The organism is Candidatus Enterococcus courvalinii (assembly GCF_017315945.1).
Classification (GTDB): Bacteria; Bacillota; Bacilli; order Lactobacillales; family Enterococcaceae; genus Enterococcus_B; species Enterococcus_B courvalinii.
In genome coordinates, this window is the sequence record NZ_JAFLWI010000001.1 from 92,824 (window position 1) to 118,922 (window position 26,099).

Consider the following 26,099-nt stretch of genomic DNA (forward strand, 5'->3'; position numbering starts at 1 on the left):
CCTGTCTCTTTTATGATTAGCCCAAGATTCCAAGTGCACTTAACGCAATCGATAAAATCAAGATAATCCAGATGACACGTGTGGAATTTAATTTCTTGTGGCCTAGCATCCAGTAAGTCAACAAAACTAATAAAACTGGTACTAATGAAGGTAAAATAGCATCCAATGTATCTTGAATCACTAGTTCTACGCCATCTTTTTTATAAACAAACGGTACAGTTGCTTTCACAACGGAAGGAATCAATGCGCCAATAACCGTAACCCCTAAGACAGTTGCAGCATTCGTAAAAGCAGATAACTTATCTTTTAAGGTCGTAACTAATTTTACCCCTTGTTTATAGCCCAATGGTAATAACGCAGCCCGGCCAAATAACAAAGCAATATTGGCAATAACCCAAATGACGCAGCCAACAATTGAACCACTTTGAGCCAATGTACCTGCAATTGATCCAAAAATCGTTCCCCAAATTACATGGAATAGTGAATCCCCTACCCCTGCAAGTGAGCCCATCAACGCTGTCTTTAGTGCAACGATCGTATCTTTTGCTCGATAGCCATCTTCTTCTTCGATTGCGACATCGATCCCCATAATCAAATTCCCAAAAATCGCATTTGTATTAAAAAATTGGTTATGTGTTCGTAACATATCTTGCAGTTCCAATGGGTCTTCCCCATAAAACTTTTTCAAGACAGGCAACATGCCGTATAAATAACCTGAACTCATCATTCGTTCATAGTTCCAGTTCAATTGACTTCCTAAAATATAACGCCAACTAATTGCGTTTAATTCTTTTTTTGTTAGTTTTTGATTATTCATCACCATCAAATCCTCCCTCGAAAGTTCCAGTGTTTGCTACTGTTTGAACATGTGCTGCTTTTTCGCTATCACGTTTGAAGACAATCATTGCTGCAATGACACCCACAATTGAAATTCCTAACATTGGGACTTGCAAATAAGCAGCTAAAAAGAAACCTAAAAGCAAATAGGGAATATATTGTTTTGTAGGAAGGTAATGTAGCAAGATCCCAATACCAACTACTGGTAACACACCGCCAGCTGTTTTTAGACCATCCATCAACCAAGCTGGTGTATTTTCAGTAATTGTTGAGACAGCGGCGTCACCTACAAGTAACATCAACAGGATTGGAAGCGCACGTGATAATCCCCATAAGAAAGAACCAGACAATACAAGTCGAGGGATTCGGCTAATTTTCATCTCATCAATTGCACGATCAATACGGTGTAACAAGAAAACATTACAGAAACGAGCTACTACATCAAGTTGCAGCATCAGTAAAGAAACTGGAACAGCTAACCCAATTCCATACTCTGCCCCTTTTCCTGAAATCACCGCAAAGGCAGTTCCTAGCACGGCTCCTGTAAAGTAATCAGGAACCGAAGCGCCACCAAATGCTGCGATACCTAAACGCATCAATTGGAGCGTCCCGCCGACCATTAATCCGGTTTTTAAATCCCCCATGATCATTCCGGAAATCATTCCGGCAATCGCTGGCTGCGTTAATGTATTTGAAATAAGTGAATCATTAATGGCAATAAAAGCATAAACAGTAATAAGAATAATTTGATATATTTCTAAATGCATGGCTGTCTTCCTCCTAATATTAGCTTCTTAATTTTTCCATAAAATCGATAATTGGATCATTTGGTACTAATTGTGCAGTTATTTTCACTTTTTTTGCAGCAATCGCTTCGAAAACTGTTTCTTCTTCTTTCAATACTTTGATACTCTTCGTCACATCTCTTGCGCCTTCTTTATAACTCATGTTTCCGACATTGACCGTTTCCAGTTGGCCACCAGCTTCTAAGTATCTCAATACATCAGTTGGATTTTTAAAGACCAAGAATATTCTTTGCTTCCCGTACTTACCTGATTGGATATTTTTAGCTGCAGTAGCGACGCCTAAAACTGATAGTCGCATCGATGTAGGCGCTGCCATTCTTAATGAAGATTTTTGTAAAGAATCTTTAGCCGCTTCATCATTGATCACAATAATTCGTTGCGTATTCAAGCTGGGTGACCAAATACCTGCCACTTGTCCATGAATCAAGCGTTCATCGATGCGGACATTAACGATATTGGCTTTGCCTTCATATTGTTTGTATTTTTCTAACTCTGCATTGGAAACCATCGGATCCTTTTCGACTTTGGCTTCCATCATTTTCTTTTTAACGTTTGCAATCCCACTTATCGATAGTTGAATCAACTCACTAACACTTGCTTGGCTGTTCAACGTAGCTTCAATGACTAATGGTAAAGACATTCCCGCAATAATTTCTACCTCATCATTTTCAAGATAGTTAGTCGATGCAACATTACACGGTGTTCCACCCAATAAATCGGCAATAATCAAAGTCTCTCCGTTAAGGGCTTTCATTTTTTCTTTTAATTCATGTTCAAATTGTAAATTATCCCCATCTGGTTTCAAAGAAGCTGTGTGAACATGTGCCTGTTTGCCGACAATCATCTCTAAACTTGCTTTGACTCCTTCTGCCATATTTCCATGGCTAATCAATAGGATATTTCTCATCTGTCTTCCTCCCCCAAAATTGAATATTCAACTTAATATATTATGTTTCGTATACCCATACTATAGCACACCACTTTCTTCACGTAAACCTAACATCTTAACATATTATATTTTTTCCGATAAAAATCACATTTCACGAATTAATTCAAAGATAATCAATTGCTAAACTAAAGTTAACATGTTATGCTACTAGTTAGTATTTAGCGCAGAGAATGGAGGGTATAATCAAATGATTCCCAAATATGAACAAATTAAGCAAGATTTATTAGTGGAAATAAAAAAACATAAATTTATTCCTGGAGATAAATTTTATTCAGAAGCTGACATCAAACAAAAATATTCTGTCAGCTCGATCACGGCTGTCAAAGCATTGAACGAGTTAACGACTGCCGGCTATCTGTACCGTATTCAAGGAAAAGGAACGTTTGTTTCCAAATCAAAAGTCTCCCAAAGTGTGAAATTCTCTGATATTGAACTTCATTCTTTAGATAAAGAAAAAGTCAAAGTTTTAGCCATTGAAGAAGAGAATCACCCTACTATTTTAAAGGAACTTGGCTTACCTGCCAATGCTTCCTACTATAAAATCAAACGCGTTCGTTTCTTTGAAGACGTGCCTTTTCTTTTACATATTACTCATTTACCTAAAAAGTTAGTAAAAGAACCACTGGCAAAAGATCTCTCAACCTACGCAAGTATTTATGAGCGGGTACGCAAAGACTTTGACATTGATTTATTTTCCCTGTCTTCTGTTGAAACAGATGAAATTATTTTTTCTGATGACTCTGAGTTATTGAATTTATTACAGTTAAGTTTTAGAGAGCCTGTCGTCAAGCAAGTCAAACATTCTTACTTAGCGGATCAAAGTGTCGCAGAATATATCGTCAGCTACAAACATTGGAAATATTTCAAAACAAAAATCGAAGTGGAAGCTGAGTAAGCTACCACTTTTTTTGTGCTTCCACCCTTTTTTAAATGGATAAGAAGAAATGGAACATTCGCTTTTTATAGTTAAGTACGGTATACTAATCTAAGTTAATATGTTAACAAGTTAAAAGGAGGCTCTCATGAAACTTCAAGATAAACAAAAGGAATTGATTCAACTCGGTAGTAACGTACAAGAAGACTGGTTGGCACAGCAATTAGATTGGTGCTGTCAACAAATCGAAACAAATATGCAACGTTATGGGTTAGATTTTCCTTCTGCCTGTGCAACAGATGGAAGCTATCGAATCAAACCAAATGATGATTGGACAAATGGTTTTTGGACTGGAATGCTTTGGCTCGCTTACGAATGGACTGGAAAAAAACTATTTTTAGTTCGAGCGATGGAAAATATCCATAGCTTTCAAGAGCGATTAGACAAGCATTTTGTGTTAGATCATCATGACATCGGCTTTTTATATAGTTTATCTGCTGGGGCAGGCTATACTGTTACCGATAGTTTGTTGTGTCAGCAACAAATTTTACAAGCTGCAGATATTTTACTGGCGCGGTTCCAGCAAAAAGGACAATTTATTCAAGCTTGGGGAAAATTTGGGGAGCCCAAAGAGTATCGACTAATCATTGACTCACTAATCAATTTGCCATTACTCTTTCGTGCAACAGAAATTTCTGGCGATGCACGCTATCAAGAAATTGCCCAAAAGCACTATCATACTTTACTAAAAACGGTCATTCGAGAAAACGCGACAACCTTTCATACTTATTATTTTGATCCATTGACTGGCGAACCTAGCCACGGAGCAACCCATCAAGGGAACAGTGATGAGTCAATTTGGGCGCGCGGACAAAGCTGGGCAATTTTAGGTATCCCATTAAATGAAAGCTATTTACAAAATAATCAACCAAATGGGACACAGGAAGTTATACCTCTGACAAATACTGGCTTCCCACCAAACTATAAGGCAATCGTTGATGTCTTTTTAACGAACTTACCTCAAGATCTCGTTCCTTACTGGGACTTTGATTTTAATGACCAAGTTCCTTCAGACAAAGACAGTTCTGCTCTAGCAATCACTGCATGTGGTCTACTGGAAGCAGAAAAAAGTAATGCCTATCCGGCTGCAAAGAAGTTAGCGCAAGGAATGGTTTATCGATTAGGTGAAAAATATTCAGCCAAATCCGAAACGAAAAACGAAGGTCTTTTATTACACGGTGTCTATGCTCATGCAGAAGGAAAAGGCATTGATGAACCAAACCTTTGGGGTGATTATTTTTATTTTGAAGCACTAATGCGTTTAGCAAGACCTGAGTGGAAAAAATATTGGTGAGGAGAAAAAACGATGCAGACATTTGAAATCAAAGAAGATTTTTTACTTGATGGAGAACCCATCAAAATAATCAGCGGAGCAATTCACTACTTTCGTCTAGCACCTGCTCAATGGGAAGATAGCCTGTATAATTTAAAAGCTTTAGGCGCCAACACGGTTGAAACCTACATTCCTTGGAACTTCCATGAGCCTCAAGAAGGAACTTTTGAGTTCGAGGGAATAAAAGATGTTGTAGCTTTTGTTAAGTTAGCGCAAGAATTAGGTTTGATGGTTATTTTACGTCCTTCTGTTTACATTTGTGCTGAATGGGAATTCGGTGGTTTACCAGCCTGGCTTCTGAAAGAACCTAGTATACGATTACGCTCAACTGATCCTCGATTTATGGAAAAAGTCAAAAATTATTATACTGTTTTGCTACCAAAATTAGCACCACTTCAAGTTTCTCAAGGTGGTCCTGTTATCATGATGCAAATCGAAAATGAGTATGGTTCATATGGTATGGAAAAAGAATACCTTCGCCAAACAAAACAATTAATTGAATCTTTTGCTATTACTGTCCCGCTATTTACCTCAGATGGTTCTTGGCCTGAAGTTTTAGATGCTGGAACATTGATTGAAGATGGTGTATTTGTTACTGGAAATTTTGGTAGTCGTTCAAAAGAAAATGCAAACGTTTTAAAAAAATTCATGGAACAACATGGAAAAAATTGGCCTATCATGTGTATGGAATACTGGGATGGTTGGTTTAATCGCTGGAACGAACCAATTATCAAACGTGATCCACAAGATTTGGCAGATGAAGTTAAAGAAATGCTGGAAATTGGCTCTCTCAATCTGTACATGTTCCATGGTGGTACAAATTTTGGCTTCTATAATGGCTGTTCAGCTCGAGGAATGACAGACTTACCACAAGTCACCAGCTATGATTATGATGCATTGTTAACGGAATCCGGTGAACCAACTGAAAAATACTATCTCGTGCAACAAGCAATCAAAGAAGTCTGTCCTGATGTTTGGCAAGCAGAACCAAGAACGAAAAAAATGCGTGCTCTTGGAAATTATCCAGTAACAGAAAGTGTTTCTTTTTTCAAAACAAAAGATCAAATGATGACGGGGATTGCTTCTCCTTATCCACTAACCATGGAAAATGTCAGTACAGGTTATGGCTATATCCTCTATTCTGCTCAGTGGAAAAATTATCAGCACGAAAATAAATTACGACTTGTCGAAACTAGTGATCGCGCACATATCTATAGTGACGGTAAGCATCAGGCTACACAATATCAAGAAACACTTGGTGAAGAAATTATGATTACTGGTCAAAAAGAAAACGAAGTAATCCAAATTGATGTATTAGTAGAAAATTTAGGTCGAGTGAATTACGGAGCTAAATTAAATGGACCCGCACAGTCAAAGGGCATTCGCGGGGGCATCATGCAAGATATCCATTTTCATCAGGGATACATTCACTATCCATTGACGTTGGAAAAGGAACAACTCGAAAAAATTGATTACCAAGCTGGCAAAGTACCAGAGCAACCTTCTTTTTATCAATTCAAGTTTGATTTAGCAGACACAGCAGACACATTTATTGATTGCTCTCGTTATGGCAAAGGCGTTGTGATTGTCAACGGAATCAATCTGGGGCGCTACTGGAATCAAGGGCCACTTCTAACTCTATATTGTCCAAAAAGCTTCTTGAAACAAGGAGAAAATGAACTTGTGATTTTTGAGACGGAAGGAGTAGAAATCGAAGAACTCTGTTTTGTTGATACGCCGAGGGAAAAAGTTATTGATCGACCAAACCTGTAAAGGTTGTGGCTCCAAGCGACCAGCTTCAAGTAATAAGGAGACTTTTCTAAAGATTGATTCCCCTATTTCTATAAAAAAGTATGGTCAAAGTGAGTGTACTTTGACCATACCTCAACAAAAATTATCGCTCAAAGCATCATCTTCAACAACTAACTTCAACGACTAACACATACTTACTTGAATAAAACGGCTGGAGCGTTTGCCTCAGCCGTTTTTGATATGTCCTTTTAATTATTCGTCGCGACTATTTCGTCCAAAGACTTCGATTTGTGTTAGGGCTGGAAATGGTGAATCATCATTTGCTTTTTTCAAATTTTTTAGTGTTAGTTTGCTTGTTTTTTTCATTGGGAAAGTAATTTCTTGGAATGACAAAGTATTTGTCGTCGGTACGACCAGCGTTTCGCCATCTGAAAAAAGTAACGTGATTTCTGTCCAAAAACTATCATGTGGATAATCTCCGCGAAAGAGCACTTGTACCCGATCTGTTTCAATCATTCGTCCAAAATCGATAACTAACTCTGCATCTGCTTGTTGATTGATTCCCCAAGAAGCAAATGGATAGGAACCATGAGAAAGGTTGCCATATTTACCATCAATCGCATTTTTAGCAAAAAAGACAGCATCATTTCGTGTTTCTACATTTGCAAAAGCATGCGGATAAACACCTGTATCATTTTTTTGATCGTGTGTGTTGATGGACAAGTTTTGATAGTTAGTGATTTCAAATTCATAAGCTTTACGAATCATCAACTGATGACGAGTTGATTGAAATCCAGTTTCTACACTTGATTGCATCAGAGATTCCTCCAAAGGAAAATGATATTCCCATTTTTCTTCGGGCAAATAGATTAAATTTGGTGCTAATGTTTCATCTAACTGAACGACAAAATAACTTTCATTCGCTTCTGTAGTTATAACAACTTTATCCCCAAACTGGTAACGATAATCTTTAATTGCCAAAACAGCCATTTCTTCTCCCGCCACTTCAAATGGTCCTACCTCTTTGTTATGATCGATTTTTCCAATAATTGGTTGATTGTATTGATTTTTCAAACTAATTTTCAGCATGTTTTTCTCCCTTTTCTGTTATGCCACCAACTAAACAAATCAAGCGATGTGTTCCGGGTTGCAAATGATTTTTTAAATACGGTAAGCTAGTCCGCGGGAAAAACAAAGAAGTATTTGCTTCCAGCTGTGTTGCATTTGCTTCTTCATAGCCTTCAACCGCTATGATTTGCGAACATAACTCTTCAGAATTGATTTTCGCGGATAATGGTTCAATTACGCCTCCAATGTTTTTCTCTTTTAACGGCAAACTAAATCCCCCTTCTCTGATTTCGATTGGAATCGTCGTTTTGATTTCATGAAATCGTACGTGCCATTCACCAAAAGGATAAATCTCTGTCTGAATTTCTACTTCTTCCAAAGGTCGCCAGAGATAACTTACGCAATCGTTATCGACATGATAAGAAATGACTTCTCCTTTCACTCGGTAAAATTGACCATCTCTGGAAACTGCCAAAACATTATCAAACGCACCTGCTTCATACTCGACGCCAGTTTTTGGGACACTAAACCCAAACTTGGTCGAATAGACAAATTTACTGTATTTCGCTTCTGCGTGTGCTTGGTTATGCACTAGATTTCCAAATGGATAACCCAATACATGCTGTCCATTTTTTGCCTGAACGATGAACATATTCCCCGTAGTCACGAACTGGTTTTCTTTTTTTACAATTGGTTCTGGCTCTGCTTGCCAAAATGGATGCGTTCGTTCCGTAGCTAATAATAAGAAAAATTTAAATGCCCAATAAGGTGATCCTGGGGCATTATATCCTTCTGCCATGACAAGATTCTCATAGTGATAACCAATTGACAAGCGACCATCAAAAGTAAAGATATCGTGTGCCAGCCACGTCTGCAGATGATTAGATAACAGTGTTTTCATTTGTCCCCAAGGAATTGCTTCAACCTCTGCAAAAATCAGTGCCGAAAAAAATGCACCTTGCGCAAATCGATAAGTTAGACTTCGTCCGTAAGGTAGTGCCTCGCCATCTGAGTCAAAAAAGTAAATAAACTCTTGCGCAAACCTTTTAGCACGAGCAACAAATTTATCTGCCCACTCTGGTAGTTCTTCTTTCATGAATTTCGCAAAAATCAACCCATAATAATGAAATGCAAAGGGTACATAATAATCCTTTTGTGTTGGTTTTCCATCCACATACCAACCATTTTCAATCGCCATTGTATCAATCAAAGTCAATTCTTCAATCAATTTTTTCTGATTCAACTTTTCTCCACAATGGGCTAGTGCCAAACGAATCAATACTTTGAAAAAAGTCCAATTATTTTTCGGGATTTTTTTATCCAACGCTTGGGCTAACCAAGCAACAAGATTTCGTTGATCCTTGGTAGACATTTCCATCCAAAAATAATCTTTGTTTAATAATAAATTTAGCGAAAGTGCAGCCATTTCAACGATATATTGATCGTAATCTTCAACTACTCCCCAGTAGAATGGACTATCTGGGTCGGTCCCATTTGAAACCTTTTGGATATAAGCATCTCTTAACTCATCCTCTTGCTTCATCGTCCAATATGGGCCTAATCCCCAAAGCACTCGAATAAGCGCTTCCATATCTGCGCGTTTTTGATCGTATACCGCTCCGCTACTCCCCAAATGTAAACCGGATAATTCCGAATGAATCATCTCATCCCGTAAAGGTTGAATCATGTCTTCCAATGCGTACTGAAAATCTTCGCGCGTAAAAAAATGAGTTCTTTCTCCCTGATACACTAAATCTCCCCCCTTACCTCTTTCAGTCAAGGATAACAAGGTACTATTGCTTTTTCAACTCAACATTTTTTTCAAAATGAATGTTAGATGAGAAGAATTTTTTTTAGCCACTAACTTAACCTATTAACTTTGCACTAGGTGTTTTTCATTCCAAAGATTCAGCCAGCTTTCCTTTTTTACTTAACCTAAAACAAATGAAAAAATTTTTATCAAATAATTTTGCTCGTTAATAAATAAAAACGCCCATCACGAATGCCTCATTGAATGAAATTTACACAAGAAAATAGGAGGTATGACAAAAGTTTTGTCATACCTCCTATTTCTGAATAAACAGCGTTTCCCAAGCAACTTCTTCTTATAGCTTGCTTGCAGCTTCTTCGTCGATGATTACAACAACATTATCATGGTTTTGCAATGCACTTGCTGGCATTTCAGTTGTCACAGGTCCATCAACCATTCCTTTGATTGCGTCTGCTTTGTTTTCGCCATAAGCCATCAAAACGATTTTCTTGCCTTTAAGAATTGAACCAATTCCCATTGAAACAGCTTTAGTTGGTACATCTTCCACTTTATCAAAGAAGCGTTTATTCGCATTGATTGTTGATTCAGTTAAGTCAACGACAGAAGTTGTTCCGTCAAGTGGCGCACCAGGTTCGTTGAAACCAATATGTCCATTTTGACCAATTCCTAAGATTTGGATATCAATTGGATTTTCATCAATTGTTTTGTCATATTCTTTACATGCAGCAACTAAATCTTCCGCTTTACCATTTGGTACATAAGTTGCTTTGAATGGTTTTTTATCAAATAATTGAACGTTCATAAAATGACGGTAACTTTGTTCATCTGATCCGCCTAGTCCAACATACTCATCTAAGTTAACAGAAGTCATGTCACTAAAATCAATGTCGCTTGAAGTCATTTCTTTATATAAAGTAATTGGCGTACTACCTGTTGCCAAACCTAAAACCTTTGCCCCATTTGCCATGCCATCTTTGATTATTTCAAAAGCTTTTTTGCCGCCTTCTTCAGCGTTTTTCACACGAATGATTTCCATAGTGATTACTCCTTTGTGTTTTGGTATAGCCCAATTATAGCACCCTTTTTTTCAGATTACAATAATTAGTATAGACCAAATTTGAATTTTTTTCATTTTCTTGACATTTTTCATTCATTTGTGTTAGTTTGCATAAGACGAGGTAATTAAATTGATTTTTGCTGCATTTTAACCAGGATACTTGACGACTGCGGACAGAACTGTCTGCAGTTTTTTTACTATTAAGAAGGAGAAATTATGAGTATATTAACGCTAACAAATATCACCCAACAATTCGGTGATAAAATTCTTTATGAAGACATTCAACTACAATTAAACGCTGGCGAGCATTTAGGACTGATTGGTCAAAACGGCGCGGGAAAAAGTACCTTGATCAAAATTATCACAGGGGAAATTCTGCCAGATAACGGTCACGTCCAATGGCAAAAGAATATTCATCGTGGCTATTTAGATCAGTACGTCGAAGTCGATGAACAATTGACAATCCAAGAATTTCTGAAAACTGCTTATGCTGATGAATTTGAAAAAGAACAAAAAATCGGCGAACTTTATATCCAATATGGTGAGACATTTGATGACTCACTACTTGAAAAAGCAGGAAAATTACAAACCGAACTCGATCAAGGTATCTTTTATCAAATTGATACACTTGTCGCTGAGATGAGTAGCGGACTTGGCTTGGATGTGTTAGGTATCAATACATTATTAAAAGAACTGAGTGGTGGCCAACGTTCAAAAGTGATCTTAGCTAAATTACTTTTAGAAAATCCAGATGTTTTAATCTTAGATGAACCAACAAACCATTTAGACGATCAACACATCCAATGGCTGACACAGTTTCTACAAAGCTTTCAAGGTGCATATATCGTGATTTCCCATGATCAAGAATTTTTAGATCAAATCACCACACACATTGCAGATATCGAATTCGGTCAATTAACAAAATATACAGGTCATCTAAAACAAGCTTTGAAACAAAAAGAACAAAACCGCGAAAGTTATTTACGTCAATATCATGCACAACAAAAACAAATCGAGAAAACTGAAGCCTATATTCGTAAATACAAAGCTGGCTCTCGCTCAACAATGGCAAAGAGTCGTCAAAAACAATTAGACAAAGTCGATCGATTGAAGCCACCAACCAATACAGCAACTGCCGTATTTGATTTTCCTTTCACACCAATCGTCACAACATTAGCACTAGAGACAACCGATTTAGTCATTGGGTACGAACGACCTCTACTAGCACCTATTAACTTGACGATTCGTTTTGGCGAAACTGTTGCGATTCGTGGCTTTAATGGGATTGGAAAATCAACATTACTTAAAACCTTAATTGGTGAAATCAAACAATTAGATGGACAGTTTCATTTTCCGGAAAACACCAAAATCAATTATTTTTCACAAGATTTAACTTGGGAAAATCCATTAGAAACACCTTTACAATATTTAAGTGGGCACTTTCCCAAAGCAACAATCAAAGAATTACGTCGTCAATTAGCCAAAGCTGGCTTAGTTAACCAGCTGGCAAGCGAACCTTTAGCTACGCTAAGTGGTGGTGAGCAAACAAAAGTAAAACTTGCACAGATGACTATGAACAGCGGAAATCTACTGATTTTAGATGAACCCACGAACCATATTGATCACGAAACGAAAGCAAGTTTACAAAAAGGAATCCAACAATTTACAGGAACTGTCTTAGTTGTTTCTCATGAACAAGAATTTTATCAAGAACTGGTTGATCGAGTGATTGAAATCGAAACAAATTAGATAATTTACAGCAACAATCACTTAGCAAATCAAAAGGTGAAGCAAAACGAAATGACGTTTTGCTTCACCTTTTTGATTTTTATTATTGCTAACTTTTTATTTTTTGCGGAATAAAACCAATTGACAAACATAGGCACAAGCTTGAAAAGCTAAGCCTGCAAGCGTGACACCCATCCAGCCAAAATGTTCCCACATTGTTGTGCCTACTAACGATCCTATTGCTCCTCCAATAAAATACATGAACATAAAAATCGTATTATTGCGGTTACTTGCTTCTTCACCCAGCCCTTGGACACGCGCTTGGTTAGACACTTGACCAAATTGATTCCCCACATCTAATAAAATAATTGAAAATAATAAAAGTGCTAAATGATCGCCGCCGATGAGAAGTAAAACGAAACTCAGTGTTTGCATCCACAACCCCATCGAAATAATCTTTCTTTCCGAATAAGAATCTGCTAAACGCCCCACGATTGGTGCCGCCACAGCTCCTGACAAACCAAAAATCGCTAAGATCCCAGCTTCAAATGTGCCCCAATGATAAACAGGACTGCTAATATAAAAAATCAACGTTGACCAAAAAATAGAAAACGTTCCAAACATAAAAAAACCATTGAATGCCGATTCACGTAATAAACGTTGTGATACAAATAAATGCGGTAAGCTCTTCAAGGAATCAACATAAGAAACGGATGCTTTTCGACTTTCTTGTGTTCTCGGTAATTTTACATAAAGCAACACCGTTAATGATCCCACAGCGACTAGTGCAAATAAATAGACCATTCGCCAAGAAAATACACTGGCAATAATACCTGATATTGTTCTCGATAATAAGATCCCAACCAATAAGCCACTTAATAATTGTCCCATTATTTTCCCACGTGCTGCTGAACCTGCTAAAACAGCCCCATATGGAATAATGATTTGTGGCACGATAGACAGCAATCCAATTAAGAAAGATGCACATGCAAATAACGTAAACGACGGCGCAAAAAAGGCAGCCAACAATGAAATAGCAGATAATGCAGCCATCCGAATAATCAATTTAGGCCGATTTACAACATCCCCTAATGGTACTAAGAATAATAAACCCAAAGCATAGCCAAGTTGTGTTAGCATGGTTAAAATGCCAATTGCACTCGTACTTACTGAAAAACTTGTTGCTACTTTGGTTCCAATTGGTTGAATATAATACATGTTGGCAACCACTACACCACAAGTAGTTGCTAGTAAAGTCGTCAATGCTCCTGTTAGTTGAATTTGTTTTTTTTGTTCCATTCTTTCCCCTCACTTCCAACTAATAGTGTAGCTCTTTCATAAAAGAAATGAAATCATCTAGGAACAGTTTATTCACTTTTCTTTTCCTCATCTAAACGATGTTTTTCACGATCCTTATAAATAATCACAACTAACCCAATCAGTAGAAGTACACTTGCAACAATTCCTACTGCTGTTTTGCTATAGCCATGGAACAACGCTTCACCCCCGCAAGCATATAAGATTGATGAAGGTAATACGCCTAAAATCACTGACATCGCCACTTGTTTTAAAGATAAATTTAGCGTATATGCTGTAAAACTGACCAAGGAAGAAGGAATTACTGGTACCATATAGCCAATCATCACGCCTATTTTAGGGTGCCTCATTCGAGTAATTGCCTTCACCCAACGGTTTTCCTTGGTTGAACGATCCAAAAAAGATACATGATGCAGTAAAAAAATAGCAAATAAATTTCCTAGTGCATTCCCACTAATATTGATGAAACTTCCAACAACTGGACCATAACTAACCCCCACCAAAACACCGACAATTGATGTTGGAATCCCCGGCACTACACACATCACTGTTGTTAATAAAATCAATAATGTTGCAGTGAGCACCCCATGGGAGCGTACTGTTTTTTGTAGTAACGCCTGACTTGCCTTTGGATTTAACAAGATAGCAAGATCCTTTGCATATTGCAAATAGACATGATAACCAATCAATGAGATCAATCCGATACCACATAGAATCAAAATGAGTTGAATCATTCTCTTTTTCATTGATACCCCTTTTCTCAACTATTCCCTTTTATTTCTTATTTTAGCATAGGTTTCGTTTTCTTTGCTTCCTCCTTCATTCAGCATATCTTAGTTCCGATCTTTTTATTTCTTCTATGTATTCTTTTTTTAATCCGAAGTAAAATCTATTTATCCCTTCCCATTCAAAGTTCAATCCCTGATTTTTCATAGACTATCAGAAAAATATTGATTAAAATACTGTTTTCAAATCAATCATTTTTGAAAAATCAGACAATTGCACAGAAAGATCGTCATAACCTAAAGATTTTACCCAAAAAATAATTGATGATGAATCAAATTCTATGTGATCAATTATTTTTTTATATGTACCAGTGAAAAAGTGCCAAAAAATTCTACCGCTAACATAAGATATATCAGATGAAGCATCATGCAACTGTAGTAAAATTTCAGGAATAAAAGAATACTGCCCTCTTTCAAAAAGTAAGATTAAATAATTTACCAAAAAAGATATTTTACAATGCTGATATTTGGGGTAGCCATAATACTTATCATATGCGTTCATAATAATCACGTATTGATTTTTAATATAACTTGTTGAAAAAAGATTTAGACAATTAGTAAACATAGATAATTCAAAATATCCCCAGGTTTCGACTTTATCTAGATATTTTTTTACAACTACTATTTCAGCGTCCAAATTAGTTTTCTTGTCATAGATTCTATTTTGAATATTTATGGCCTCTACAAAAAGTAGTAAATAAAAGATGTCTCCATCTTGTTCATATTTCTTCTTCAAGTTACGAATAAAATCCGATGAAGATGAGTTAGCCACTTCCTTTAAAAAGTATTGATAAATATCTTCTTTTTCATTTTTATTTTCTTGATTAACTATCAAAAAAAAATCTTCAGGTCTAATATTTAAGCGATTTAAATAATGAAAAAGTGCTTCTAACGTTACTCTCGTTTCTCCAGACTCAAATCTTGCTACAGAAACTCTTGTTTGGAGTCCTTCGGCTAGTTGACTCTGAGTGATATTACGCTCATTTCTTAGATTTTTAATGATTTTTCCGTATAGCATACAAACACCTTACTTTCTGTATAGTTTACGTTACATTTTTTTTAATCCTCTAAATGACATTTACAATAAAGACATGATTTCAAAACTAAGGGGGGAAAAATTGTGTGCAATATTCTTAATACGTACGGTCTTTGGTACCCAACACAACCAACAAATAATTATTAATCTGTTAGGAGCAAAAAAGATGAAAAAAAGAAAATTTCTAACTTTTACACTTACGTCTCTATTATTTATAGGTAGTTTCACACCCGCTTGTACTAACGTAGTACAAGCAATGGAACTATCTCAAGAAATTAATCAAACAGAAAAATTAGAAAGTTTAAATTCAACCATCAACAATATAAAAACATCAACTAATAATCTGAATTTTAATGAACAAAGAATACTTGATACATATACAGAAGAACTTTCTAACGAATATATCGAGACTCTAAAATCAGGATCCTCCAAGCAAAATAATACTGAATTCACGTTAAATCAACGTGGCGTTGGTTCTCTGATGGCCCACTTACTCCTGCGCTACACCAAAACATATATTTTAAAAACACTTCCCAAATTGCTTTATAAAAAAGTTGCAGGCGTTATCGGAGGCAGCGTATCAGAGGCAACTTTTGTAAATATTTGGAGTAATATTATTGGAATTGCTACTTTATCAAACATTGGAAGTTTGGTTTCCAGTGGATTGAATAGTATTGGTATTACTGGATGGTTGTCAGATGCAATAGGGAACGCTGTTCAAATTGCAATTGATGTTTTTTTATAGAAAAGATACAATAAACACATGAAATATCAAACTATAGTTTTATTAATCATAAGTTTTATTTTATTTTGGATACTTTTTGGTCTCTTTAATATCTATCAGCAGCTTGGTGTATGGGGGTTACTCATATTTATAGTTTTAGTTATTGCTTTAAGTATCCTCGCCAAAATAAAGCAAAGGCTGTAGAAAAGAAAAAATATCAAATTATAAGTCTCTATCTCTTACTGAAATAATATTCAGTGAGAGTTTTTTTATCTCACACTAGACTCATGTTTTTACATCAGCAAGTATAATAAAAAAGCACCGAAATCCCATCATATCAAGGATTCCGATGCTCTATAATCAGCAAAAATTATTTAACTGTTACTGATGCGCCAACTTCTTCAAGTTTAGCTTTTAATTCTTCAGCTTCGTCTTTAGACACGCCTTCTTTAACTGGTGCAGGAGCGCCATCAACTACAGCTTTAGCTTCTTTCAAGCCTAAGCCAGTTGCTTCACGAACTGCTTTGATAACTTTAACTTTTTGGTCTCCAGCTGCAGTTAATTCTACAGTGAATTCAGTTTGTTCTTCAGCTGCAGCACCTGCTACAGCACCAGCTGCAGCTACAGGAGCAGCAGCAGATACGCCAAATTCTTCTTCAATAGCTTTAACTAGGTCGTTAAGTTCTAGGATAGTTGCTTCTTTTAACTCAGCAACGATGTTTTCAATGTTCAATGCCATGATAATTTCCTCCATTAAATGTTGTTTGTTTTATTTATGCTATGCGGCTATTAAGCTGCATCTCCATCTTCTTTGTCTGCGACTGCTTTGACAGCGTAAGCCACGTTGCGGACTGGCGCTTGTAGTACAGATAGCAACATAGAAAGAAGTCCTTCGCGGTTTGGCAATTTTGCCAAGGCTGTAATTTCTTCCAATGAAGATACTTTACCTTCGATGATACCGCCTTTGATTTCTAATGCTTTTGCGTCTTTAGCAAATTCATCCATGATTTTTGCTGGTGCAACTACATCTTCGTTACTAAATGCAACGGCTGTAGGGCCAGTAAATACTTCGTCCAAGCCTTCTAATCCAGCTTGTTTTGCAGCACGTGAAAGGATAGAGTTTTTGATAACTTTCATTTCTACGTTTGCATCACGAAGTTGTTTACGCAAGCGAGTTACTTCATCAACAGTTAGTCCACGGTAGTCAACGACTACTACAGATGCTGCTGCTGTAAATTTTTCACTTACTTTATCAACGATCTCTGCTTTTTTTGCGATTGCTGCTTCACTCATTTTGAGTTTCACCTCCTGAATTTTGATGGAAGAGTCTTTAGTTACCTCATTATGCTGTTCAAAAGGACTCCTTTTTACTTTGCTTAATCAGTATTGTTCATCAGCTAATTTCTTAGTGTTTCACAATAAAAAAACCCTATGCCACCGTAGACATAGAGGGACTATTGAAATTATTCAATAAACGTCCTCGGTAGGAAATTAAGGCAAAGCCACCTACTGTCTTCGGTACAAGTTAATTATTAACCTCAACTAGCTTAGCACGCTAAACTAGTTGAGTCAAGAATTATTTTTCAGTTGGATCAATCAACTATCTAATTTAATTCAAATTAGAAAGAAGCTTGGTCAACGTGGATACCAGGTCCAAATGTTGTTGTTACAGTAACATTCTTCATGTATTGACCTTTAGCTGCTGATGGTTTAGCTTTCACTAATACATCATGGATTGTTTGGAAGTTTTCGATAAGTTTTGCGTCATCGAATGAAACTTTACCGATTGGAACATGTACGTTACCAGCTTTGTCAACGCGGTAAGTTACTTTACCAGCTTTTACTTCGTTAACAGCTTTTGTTACGTCCATTGTAACTGTTCCAGTTTTAGGGTTAGGCATTAAGCCTTTAGGTCCTAATACACGACCTAATTTACCAACAGTTGCCATCATGTCAGGTGTTGCAACAACTACGTCAAAGTCAAACCATCCACCTTGGATTTTTTGAACCATGTCGTCGTCACCAACGAAATCTGCACCAGCTGCTTCAGCTTCTTTTGCTTTTTCGCCTTTAGCAAATACTAAAACAGATTGTGTTTTACCAGTTCCGTTTGGTAATACAACAGCACCACGAATTTGTTGGTCTGCTTTTTTAGGGTCAACATTCAAACGGTAAGCAACTTCAACAGTTGCGTCGAATTTTGCAATGTTAGTTTCTTTTGCCAAAGCTACTGCTTCTGCAACAGGATAAACTTTACTTGAATCAACTTTTTTTAATGCATCTTGCATTTTTTTGCTCTTTTTAGCCATTTTGTTTCCTCCTTGATTGTGGTTATAACGGTTGTACCTCCCACGTGTTCTATATCTTTCAATACAGAGCCAACTGAGAAGCTACTTTCTTGGGGGCGTTAGAATAAATTATTCTACAACGATACCCATGCTTCGTGCAGTTCCTTCAACCATGCGCATTGCTGATTCAACGTTAGCAGCGTTTAGGTCTTCCATTTTCAACTCAGCGATTTCTCTTACTTGATCGCTAGAAATTGTAGCAACTTTATTTTTGTTTGGTTCGCCTGAACCTTTTTCGATTTTAGCTGTTTTTTTCAATAAAACTGCAGCTGGTGGTGTTTTTGTAACAAAAGTAAATGAACGGTCTTCATATACTGAAATTACAACTGGGATAATCAAGCCTGCTTGATCAGCTGTACGAGCGTTGAATTCTTTAGTGAATCCCATAATGTTGATACCCGCTTGACCTAGTGCAGGACCTACTGGTGGTGCTGGAGTTGCTTTACCTGCAGGAATTTGCAATTTAACGATTTTTTCTACTTTCTTTGCCACGAGACATACCTCCTTAAGTCCGTGATGTGGTTAATTGGAGATACATATTTCTCCTCCCACGTTTTCATCTATCAATTTTTAAAAAGTTAGATAAAAATGCGCATTTCAATGCACACTGATACATTATAGCAAATCCAATCATATTTTCAAGAATTTTTTTGATTATTTTTAGGGTTATGAGAAAAAAGTGCTAAAAATTTTCTTATAAAAGGAAAGATTTTTCTCTTTCTTTCACCCTTTTGTGCTAAACTTACGCCAGAATAAATAAATGTACGAAAAATGAAGTTTATAGAAACTTTTTTCCTTAAGAATTTGACGAGGTGAAAAAATGAAAGAGTTAAAGTATAGAAGTGTCTTTGATATTATCGGACCAGTAATGATTGGTCCAAGCAGTTCTCATACTGCAGGTGCAGCTAGAATCGGAAAAGTGATCCGCAGTATTTTTGGCGAACAACCAGATTCTGTTGATATTTATCTTTATGAGTCCTTTGCAAAAACGTATCGTGGTCACGGTACCGATATTGCTTTAGTTGGTGGTTTATTAGGAATGGAACCTGATGATGAACGTTTAGCTGATTCATTAAAATTAGCATATGAAGCTGGGATGGAGGTCTTGTTCGTACCTAAAAGTGAAAAAGCAGAGCATCCGAACTCAGTTAAAATGCTTTTAACAAAAGGAAAACGAAAATTGTCAGTCACAGGTATCTCGATCGGAGGCGGAAATATTCAGATTTCCGAACTCAATGGTTTCAAAATTTCTTTAAGTATGGGAACTCCAACGCTGATTGTTGTCCATCAAGATGTTCCAGGAATGATTGCTAAAGTGACTAATATTCTTTCCGAAACAAACACAAATATCGGGACGATGACCGTGACAAGAGAATCAAAAGGTGAAAATGCCATTATGATTATCGAAGTGGATGATCCACAAGTCGAAGAAACTGTCCGAAAACTACAACAGCTACCACATATTGATAGCGTGAATTACTTTGATTAAAGGAGTCTGCAAAGCCTATGTTTTTATCAATTGAAGAATTAGTCGAACAAGCAAAAGACTACTCATCTGTCGCAGAGCTAATGATTGCCACTGAGATGGAAATGAGTGGCCGTTCGCGCGAACAAATCATTCAAATCATGGAAAAAAATCTAGCAGTCATGGAGCAATCAATCACTGAGGGAAAAGCTGGGGTCACCTCTGTCACAGGAATTACTGGCGGAGATGCGAAACGTTTAGATGCTTACTTGGAACAAGGTGATTTTTTGAGTGGTGACACGATTTTAACAGCTGTAAGAAATGCTATTGCAGTGAATGAAGTTAACGCCAAAATGGGGCTTATCTGTGCGACACCTACTGCTGGAAGTGCGGGCGTTGTCCCAGGTGTGCTAATGGCCGTTCGTGAACGTCTTTCTTTGACACACGAGCAACAACTAGACTTTTTATTCACAGCGGGAGCTTTTGGATTAGTCATTGCAAACAACGCTTCAATCAGCGGTGCTGAAGGTGGTTGTCAAGCGGAAGTCGGTTCTGCTAGTGCAATGGCAGCTGCAGCTTTAGTTTGTGCTAAAAATGGCACACCGCATCAAGCTGCTCAAGCAATTGCTATCACGTTAAAAAATATGATGGGGCTAATCTGTGATCCTGTTGCTGGCCTAGTAGAAGTTCCCTGTGTGAAACGAAACGCTCTAGGTTCCTCACAAGCTTTTATTTCCGCAGACATGGCACTTGCAGGAATCGAAAGTGTCATTCCACCAGACGAAGTAGTTGCGGCTATGTATCAAGTTGGGCGCCAAATGCCATCGATTTTCAAGGAAACGGCTGAAGGCGGTTTGGCTGCTACGCCAACTGCGCAACGATTAACCAATGAGTTGTTAACTAAACAAACTTAAAAAGGTCGGGCAGATAATTTTGCCTCGGCCAAACTGAAGACAATAATCCTTTCATGGTTGTTGTCTTCAGTTTTTTTATTTCAAATAAAAAACGCAATTTATTTTCTTTACCTATGTATTTATTAACCGATAAATTCATGCACTCTATCACGGACAACCTACTACTATGTTGAAATACATTGTTGCTTCACAAAAAGTTCTTAGCTTAATGATTGACCTTTTACTATAAACGAATGAATCATTTCTATTTATTATCTGCTCTATCTATTTATACCCTACAAAATAAAGGAATACTATAAGCATTGTTGAAATATCAAGCGAAACGATCACAATTATCAGTGCGGTCGCTCGTTTAAATTGTTTTGGAGTAATCTTATTCTTCCACGTAAAAATCATAGAGAGAGCAATTGGCGCGGAGTAAGGAATAAATAGCGCAATTACTAAAAGAATAATCAAAGCAAGGTTCCATAATTTCAAATCTTGCATTTCAAATAATCTATTTTTTCTCACTCGTTTACTCAGATATTCTGAGTCCATCACTTCATTTTCAGAATAAAAATAATCAATTGGCAAATCAAACAATTGAGATAATAGAATAATATTATCCGTAGTAGGAATCGCTCGTTGATTTTCCCAATTAGAAATTGTTTGTCTAGAAACTAAGATTTTTTCTGCTAATTCTTCTTGTGTTAGTTCTTTTTTCAATCTTTCTGCTTTTATTTTTTGGTACATAGCCATCAAACAAACCCCTTTCTTATCTAACTTTACGAATGTAAAGCCTTATGTAAAACACCTTTGATAGTTAATTACATCATTACGTAGTAAGTTATTTTTGTAAAGAAAAATTTTGGAAAGAAGTGTTGAGAATGTTGGCAAAAAATTTAAAAGTTGTTACAGGTTTATTATCAGTTATTACAATTTCTGGAGCTCTTGCCCCAACAGTTACTGTCTTAGCTGAAGAAAACAATCAGATTAAACTGACTAATGAACAAACAAGCACACAGGAAACATACGTCCTTAATGAAAATAATCAAAACTATAACCAAGCTGTGAAATACTTAAAAGAAAATGCTAGTAGCTTTTCCGTAAAATACTTTGAAGCATATTTTTACGGAAAAACTGTCACTTCTAAAAATCGTGATGAATTACTGAATGGTTATCTCGAGTTTTTAAGTACCAAGCCTCATTCTAGAGTTGGTATTGAAGTTATTTTAGGGATTATCGCCTCGGCTATTGCAATTATTCAAGGAATGTACAATGTTGGTAGATACGCTGCTAAGCAATGTGTATCTCGTGGTATTCTTTCTAAAAAAGAATATAAACCTAATGGTGGCTGGATAATGGCTGGAATTACAGCGTCATTTGGCTTTCCAGCAGCACTAGGTTTTGACGATTACATGTACAATCGTTAATTTGTCTTACGAAAGGAATAGAAATGAACATATTTAGGGATATTTTTAATTTTTTTATTGATCACTATGATTTCATCGCAATCTTATTACTCTCAGGAGCTGTAATATCTTTATCTATTAAATCGGCTAAACAGCAAGATGAAATTGACCAAATTAAGCAACAACTTCACACTTACGAAGTACAAGATCTTATATCAAGAAAAAAATAATTGGCCGAATTCACTAAAATGATTGTTCTTACAAAAAAGCCTGATGATAAAGTGTCTGTGACAAACGTGGGCGACTTTAAAAAACAAGAAAAACTTTCCAAAAATCTCTTCTCAAATGTTTGTGACACTTCGACTTATTTACGAAAGAGTTACTTCTTAAACACCACAGATAAGGTTGTAGCACAAAGCCACTTGCTCCGAAAAAAGAGTAAACAGGTACACAAAGTAGCTTTTCATCTTTTGGCGGGCTGCGAGCTATTTCGAGGAGTTACTTTGGGAACGCCGTTTATTCAGAAAAAGAGCAGTGACAAAACTTTTGTCACTGCTCTTTCTTCATTTTATTAGTACATTTAAATATAGATAGAAAGTTTTTGACTACAACTCCCTCACCTAATCTAACAATGTCGTATTTTTTACTTCTTCAATTGTTTTTGTTCCAGCTAATTGCATAGTAATGGATAGTTCTTTATTGAAATGTTCAAAGACGGAAGTTACACCTTCTGCACCACCTAAGTTCAATCCATAAATCACTGGACGACCAATTGCTACTAGATCCGCACCACTTGCCAATGCTTTGAAAACATGTTCGCCACGACGTACACCTGAATCAAAAACAATTGGCACACGTTTGTTGACTGTCGCAGCAATCATTGGTAATACTTCAAATGAGGCAGGACCACCATCTAATTGACGTCCACCGTGATTTGAGACCCAGATACCATCTGCACCAGCAGCAATTGCAACTTCAGCATCTTCTGGTGATTGAATGCCTTTTATTAAAACAGGAAGATGCGTAAATTCTTTGATTTTTTTGATGTCATCTGGAACTAGCCCTTGTTTAGCAGCAGCATAAATTTCAGCGATTCCTTTTCCTTCACCATTTCCGCTAGCACTTTGTTCACTATAAGCAGCTAAGTTAGGCATTGGTAAAGGGAATTGGAATTGATTGATGACATCTTCTTCACGATAGCCACCTAATGTCGAATCCGCTGTAAGAATAATTGCTTTGGCACCGGCTTCCATCGCTTGTGTCAAAATAAATTCATTGAAACCATCATCTTTACTCATATATAATTGGAAAAATTGTGGTGCATCTGGCGCTGCTGCAGCGGCATCTTTAATTGTTGTATTCGCATACGTGCTGATTGAGAAAATTGAGCCAGCAGCTGCTACACCTTTTGCAGTATCCGCCTCCCCTTTTTCATGAGCCAATCCTTGTGCAGCTGATGGTGCTTGAATAATTGGTGTATCTAACTCAATGCCGAAAATAGAAGTGTGTAAATCAGCTTGATCAATCCCGCGCAAGATGCGTGGCATAATTTTTTTGGTATTGAATGCAGAAGTGTTTTCTTTCATTGTCCATTCGTCTTCTGAACCACCGCGAATATAACCAAAAGCACCTACTTCCATACGTTCTTTCACGCGACCTTCTAGTGAGGCAATATTCACGATTTCGATTGGATGTTCTTCATTACTTGTATGATAAGTCATTTTGACTCCTTCTTTCTTTTCAACTTTACAAAAGTAAGTATATTACTCTTACAAAAAGTAAGCAAATATTTATACTCAAAAAAAAAGAGCGCTAGCTTAAAATAGCTACCGCCCAATTGATTTCAACTAAAAATTTTTATTTTACTGCACTTTTCTCAACTTTATTCGTTCTCTTCCCAAAGAAATTTCTGAACGAGTTGATCTACTTCTTGATTTTCATGAAGCATACTATGAGAAGCATTATCTCCTTCGACAACGTGTTCCTCCACTTGATTGCCGTGCTGGGTTAGCAAAGCAAATACAGCTAAAGCACTATTGAGCGGCACCGTTCCATCGCTTAAATCCGTTTGGCTCAATTGCCCCGCAATTAACATTACCTTGGTCTGCGTAGGAACATGGTCGATCATTTGCTGATAGTCTTGGTAACGACTGGAAGTCACCGCCGGCCCATTGACTAATTCATCTGACAATGTTTGTGCGCTATCATCAACAAAGTCATTAAATGGCGCGCCAATTGCTACAAATTTTTCGACTTGAGGTGATGAACTTTCTTGACCATAAGTTGCCAAGTAGCGCAATGCACTGACTCCTCCCATCGAATGGCCAACAAAGTTCACTTTTTCCACACCATAAGCTGTTTGTAAATAGGCCAAACAGTTTTTGATCCACTCCGTCTGATTCCATTCATTGTTGACATTGTCAGTAAACAAAACTTGAACCATTGGATTTTCTGCCTGCTGATTTAACTCGCCCGTTGCTTGAACCATTCCATCTGGGCTCACTGTCAGCTGAAGGGATTGCTTGGCTAGTTGATTTTTTTCTAGCCGTTGCAACATGCCCTTAAAAGAATTGACTGTCCCACTATAACCATGAAAAAAAAGTGTTGGGGTCGTTGACTTCTTTGGAGCATCGTTTGTTTGTGACGTTTTTACTGTTTGCGTAGATGCGCTAGAACTTGCTTTACTAGTTGTTTTTTGACAACCAGATAGGATGACCAGACCTAACAAAAGAAAGCTGGTGATCAAAGCAAGATGGATTTTATTTGAACGAAATGTTTTCAATAACCTGTTTCCTCCTTTAATAAATGATCGTCTTGTTTACTAAAAAAACCTGAAGCGTCAATCACTGGGATCAACATTTCAGGTTTTCTGTTTAATTAGTCAATTTTATCTACTTGATCGAAGTCAAGCTCAGTGCTTGTTTCGCGACCAAACATATCGATATTTACTTTTAGTTTTTCTTTTTCTTCATCGACTTCAGTTACGTGTCCTTCAAGCCCAGCAAACGCACCTTCAATAATTTTCACTGTTTCACCAACGCCAACTTCCAAATCATTTTGGCGTACACTCATACCGATTGAACGCAAAATATGATTTGCTTCTTCTGGTAACAAAGGAGCAGGCTTACTACCAGCGCCGTGAGATCCTACAAAACCAGTTACACCTGGAGTATTACGAACAACATACCAAGAGCCATCAGACATAATCATTTCAACTAGGACGTACCCAGGAAATGTTTTATGAACCGTTTCTTTTTCTTTGCCATTTTTTACTTCAGTCTCTGTTTCTTCTGGGACAACGACACGGAAAATATAATCAGCCATTTTCATGCTTTGCGCACGAGATTCAATGTTTGCCTTTACCTTATTTTCATAACCAGAATACGTGTGCAGCACGTACCAATTTTTTTCAAAAGATTCCATTTACGGCTCCTCATTTCGTTGTAAAATAAAAAAACCTCAGTCACCCGAAGTTTTTCTTCCACCCAATTGTAGCATAAATCAAGCTCGTTTACTAGCATCTTATTTAAGAACTAGTGCAAATAAGCTTTGGATTGCTGTGTCCATAATGAAAAACATCAAAGCAAAAATAATTGATGTTTCAATGACAACTAAAGTGTCACGACGCAATTGTCTTTTTGTTGGCCAAGTCACTTGTTTCATTTCAGCCAATACACTTTTAATAAATTTCACCGTTGTGTCCTCGTTTCATTCTTATTTTGTTTCTTTATGTAATGTGTATTGATTACAATATTTACAAAATTTATTGATTTCCAAACGCGCGCCACTTTTTCCTTCACTAACCGATTTGGTGTAGTTTCGAGAGCCACAAACGGAACAAGCTAATGCAGCTTTTTTCTTTGCCATCCGTGTCTACCTCCTAA

Annotated in this window: 27 protein-coding genes and 1 other annotated feature; of the genes, 8 read left to right on the forward strand and 19 right to left on the reverse strand. The window is 36.9% G+C overall.

What is annotated here, in order from left to right; translation table 11 throughout:
• Positions 1-16 precede the first annotated feature (16 nt).
• From JZO71_RS00465 to JZO71_RS00475, 3 genes are read right to left on the reverse strand one after another with little or no spacing between them, the layout of a single operon-like run.
• Positions 17-823, reverse strand: coding sequence for a PTS system mannose/fructose/sorbose family transporter subunit IID (locus JZO71_RS00465; RefSeq protein WP_206897629.1), 807 nt, complete (start codon positions 821-823; stop codon positions 17-19).
• The gene (locus JZO71_RS00470; RefSeq protein WP_206897630.1) at positions 810-1,604 is read right to left on the reverse strand and encodes a PTS mannose/fructose/sorbose/N-acetylgalactosamine transporter subunit IIC; all 795 of its coding nucleotides are present in this window, start codon (positions 1,602-1,604) and stop codon (positions 810-812) included. The genes JZO71_RS00465 and JZO71_RS00470 overlap by 14 nt, the downstream gene beginning before the upstream one ends.
• A gap of 19 nt (positions 1,605-1,623) precedes the next feature.
• On the reverse strand, positions 1,624-2,550 hold the full coding sequence (locus JZO71_RS00475; RefSeq protein WP_206897631.1) for a PTS sugar transporter subunit IIAB: 927 nt from the start codon (positions 2,548-2,550) through the stop codon (positions 1,624-1,626).
• Between the two features lie 229 nt (positions 2,551-2,779).
• Here JZO71_RS00475 and JZO71_RS00480 point away from each other — a divergent pair, with 229 nt between their 5' ends.
• The 3 genes from JZO71_RS00480 to JZO71_RS00490 all read left to right on the forward strand — a co-directional run bounded on the left by JZO71_RS00480 (position 2,780) and on the right by JZO71_RS00490 (position 6,632).
• Entirely contained in the window at positions 2,780-3,487 is a 708-nt protein-coding gene (locus tag JZO71_RS00480) for a GntR family transcriptional regulator (RefSeq protein WP_206897632.1), read from the forward strand.
• Between the two features lie 127 nt (positions 3,488-3,614).
• Positions 3,615-4,820, forward strand: coding sequence for a glycoside hydrolase family 88 protein (locus JZO71_RS00485; protein ID WP_206897633.1), 1,206 nt, complete (start codon positions 3,615-3,617; stop codon positions 4,818-4,820).
• A 12-nt stretch (positions 4,821-4,832) separates the two neighbouring features.
• Complete coding sequence (locus JZO71_RS00490) at positions 4,833-6,632, forward strand: glycoside hydrolase family 35 protein (protein ID WP_206897634.1); 1,800 nt, start codon at positions 4,833-4,835, stop codon at positions 6,630-6,632.
• A 231-nt stretch (positions 6,633-6,863) separates the two neighbouring features.
• On the opposite strand, the gene JZO71_RS00495 is transcribed toward JZO71_RS00490, so the two are convergent.
• The 3 genes from JZO71_RS00495 to nagB all read right to left on the reverse strand — a co-directional run bounded on the left by JZO71_RS00495 (position 6,864) and on the right by nagB (position 10,486).
• Positions 6,864-7,700 carry a hypothetical protein gene (locus JZO71_RS00495; protein ID WP_206897635.1) on the reverse strand — a complete coding sequence of 279 codons (837 nt, stop codon included), beginning with the start codon at positions 7,698-7,700 and terminating at the stop codon, positions 6,864-6,866.
• Complete coding sequence (locus JZO71_RS00500) at positions 7,687-9,429, reverse strand: DUF2264 domain-containing protein (protein WP_206897636.1); 1,743 nt, start codon at positions 9,427-9,429, stop codon at positions 7,687-7,689. The genes JZO71_RS00495 and JZO71_RS00500 overlap by 14 nt, the downstream gene beginning before the upstream one ends.
• A 355-nt stretch (positions 9,430-9,784) precedes the next feature.
• Positions 9,785-10,486 carry a glucosamine-6-phosphate deaminase gene (gene nagB / locus JZO71_RS00505; protein WP_206897637.1) on the reverse strand — a complete coding sequence of 234 codons (702 nt, stop codon included), beginning with the start codon at positions 10,484-10,486 and terminating at the stop codon, positions 9,785-9,787.
• Between the two features lie 237 nt (positions 10,487-10,723).
• Between nagB and JZO71_RS00510 the strand changes: the two genes are divergently transcribed.
• Positions 10,724-12,256, forward strand: coding sequence for an ABC-F family ATP-binding cassette domain-containing protein (locus JZO71_RS00510; protein WP_206897638.1), 1,533 nt, complete (start codon positions 10,724-10,726; stop codon positions 12,254-12,256).
• 96 nt (positions 12,257-12,352) lie between these two features.
• Here the strand turns inward: JZO71_RS00510 and JZO71_RS00515 are convergent, their stop codons facing one another.
• From JZO71_RS00515 to JZO71_RS00525, 3 genes are all read right to left on the reverse strand, one after another.
• On the reverse strand, positions 12,353-13,534 hold the full coding sequence (locus JZO71_RS00515) for an MFS transporter (RefSeq protein WP_206897639.1): 1,182 nt from the start codon (positions 13,532-13,534) through the stop codon (positions 12,353-12,355).
• Positions 13,535-13,602: 68 nt separating this feature from the next.
• A complete protein-coding gene (locus JZO71_RS00520) occupies positions 13,603-14,298 on the reverse strand; it encodes a TVP38/TMEM64 family protein (protein WP_206897640.1) in 696 nt (231 codons plus the stop codon).
• A 208-nt stretch (positions 14,299-14,506) separates the two neighbouring features.
• The gene (locus tag JZO71_RS00525; protein WP_206897641.1) at positions 14,507-15,355 is read right to left on the reverse strand and encodes a helix-turn-helix domain-containing protein; all 849 of its coding nucleotides are present in this window, start codon (positions 15,353-15,355) and stop codon (positions 14,507-14,509) included.
• Between the two features lie 184 nt (positions 15,356-15,539).
• Between JZO71_RS00525 and JZO71_RS00530 the strand changes: the two genes are divergently transcribed.
• Positions 15,540-16,118: a hypothetical protein gene (locus JZO71_RS00530; RefSeq protein ID WP_206897642.1), complete on the forward strand. Its 579-nt coding sequence runs from the start codon at positions 15,540-15,542 to the stop codon at positions 16,116-16,118.
• Positions 16,119-16,467: 349 nt separating this feature from the next.
• Here JZO71_RS00530 and rplL read toward each other — a convergent pair whose 3' ends face one another.
• The 4 genes from rplL to rplK form a co-directional block, all read right to left on the reverse strand.
• Positions 16,468-16,836 carry a 50S ribosomal protein L7/L12 gene (gene rplL, locus JZO71_RS00535; protein ID WP_067482950.1) on the reverse strand — a complete coding sequence of 123 codons (369 nt, stop codon included), beginning with the start codon at positions 16,834-16,836 and terminating at the stop codon, positions 16,468-16,470.
• Between the two features lie 50 nt (positions 16,837-16,886).
• Complete coding sequence (gene rplJ, locus JZO71_RS00540) at positions 16,887-17,390, reverse strand: 50S ribosomal protein L10 (RefSeq protein WP_206897643.1); 504 nt, start codon at positions 17,388-17,390, stop codon at positions 16,887-16,889.
• Between the two features lie 118 nt (positions 17,391-17,508).
• Positions 17,509-17,634, reverse strand: a sequence feature (ribosomal protein L10 leader region).
• 82 nt (positions 17,635-17,716) lie between these two features.
• Complete coding sequence (rplA, locus tag JZO71_RS00545) at positions 17,717-18,406, reverse strand: 50S ribosomal protein L1 (protein WP_067482954.1); 690 nt, start codon at positions 18,404-18,406, stop codon at positions 17,717-17,719.
• Between the two features lie 108 nt (positions 18,407-18,514).
• Positions 18,515-18,937, reverse strand: a complete 423-nt coding sequence (rplK, locus tag JZO71_RS00550; RefSeq protein WP_206897644.1) for a 50S ribosomal protein L11 — start codon at positions 18,935-18,937, stop codon at positions 18,515-18,517.
• Between the two features lie 328 nt (positions 18,938-19,265).
• Between rplK and sdaAB the strand changes: the two genes are divergently transcribed.
• Entirely contained in the window at positions 19,266-19,934 is a 669-nt protein-coding gene (gene sdaAB / locus JZO71_RS00555; RefSeq protein ID WP_206897645.1) for an L-serine ammonia-lyase, iron-sulfur-dependent subunit beta, read from the forward strand.
• 17 nt (positions 19,935-19,951) lie between these two features.
• Positions 19,952-20,824, forward strand: a complete 873-nt coding sequence (gene sdaAA, locus JZO71_RS00560) for an L-serine ammonia-lyase, iron-sulfur-dependent, subunit alpha (protein ID WP_206897646.1) — start codon at positions 19,952-19,954, stop codon at positions 20,822-20,824.
• A gap of 264 nt (positions 20,825-21,088) precedes the next feature.
• On the opposite strand, the gene JZO71_RS00565 is transcribed toward sdaAA, so the two are convergent.
• Entirely contained in the window at positions 21,089-21,562 is a 474-nt protein-coding gene (locus JZO71_RS00565) for a helix-turn-helix transcriptional regulator (RefSeq protein ID WP_206897647.1), read from the reverse strand.
• A gap of 128 nt (positions 21,563-21,690) precedes the next feature.
• On the opposite strand from JZO71_RS00565, the gene JZO71_RS00570 reads away from it, so the two are divergent.
• Positions 21,691-22,236, forward strand: a complete 546-nt coding sequence (locus tag JZO71_RS00570) for a hypothetical protein (RefSeq protein WP_206897648.1) — start codon at positions 21,691-21,693, stop codon at positions 22,234-22,236.
• Between the two features lie 599 nt (positions 22,237-22,835).
• Here JZO71_RS00570 and JZO71_RS00575 read toward each other — a convergent pair.
• The 5 genes from JZO71_RS00575 to rpmG form a co-directional block, all read right to left on the reverse strand.
• A complete protein-coding gene (locus JZO71_RS00575; RefSeq protein ID WP_206897649.1) occupies positions 22,836-23,936 on the reverse strand; it encodes a lactate oxidase in 1,101 nt (366 codons plus the stop codon).
• Positions 23,937-24,097: 161 nt separating this feature from the next.
• Positions 24,098-24,997 (reverse strand): alpha/beta fold hydrolase, encoded by a 900-nt coding sequence (locus JZO71_RS00580; RefSeq protein WP_206897650.1) that lies wholly within the window; start codon positions 24,995-24,997, stop codon positions 24,098-24,100.
• A gap of 95 nt (positions 24,998-25,092) precedes the next feature.
• The gene (nusG, locus tag JZO71_RS00585) at positions 25,093-25,638 is read right to left on the reverse strand and encodes a transcription termination/antitermination protein NusG (protein ID WP_067482980.1); all 546 of its coding nucleotides are present in this window, start codon (positions 25,636-25,638) and stop codon (positions 25,093-25,095) included.
• A gap of 99 nt (positions 25,639-25,737) precedes the next feature.
• A complete protein-coding gene (secE, locus tag JZO71_RS00590; RefSeq protein ID WP_067482982.1) occupies positions 25,738-25,908 on the reverse strand; it encodes a preprotein translocase subunit SecE in 171 nt (56 codons plus the stop codon).
• A gap of 21 nt (positions 25,909-25,929) precedes the next feature.
• Entirely contained in the window at positions 25,930-26,082 is a 153-nt protein-coding gene (rpmG, locus tag JZO71_RS00595) for a 50S ribosomal protein L33 (RefSeq protein ID WP_067482984.1), read from the reverse strand.
• Positions 26,083-26,099: the final 17 nt, after the last annotated feature.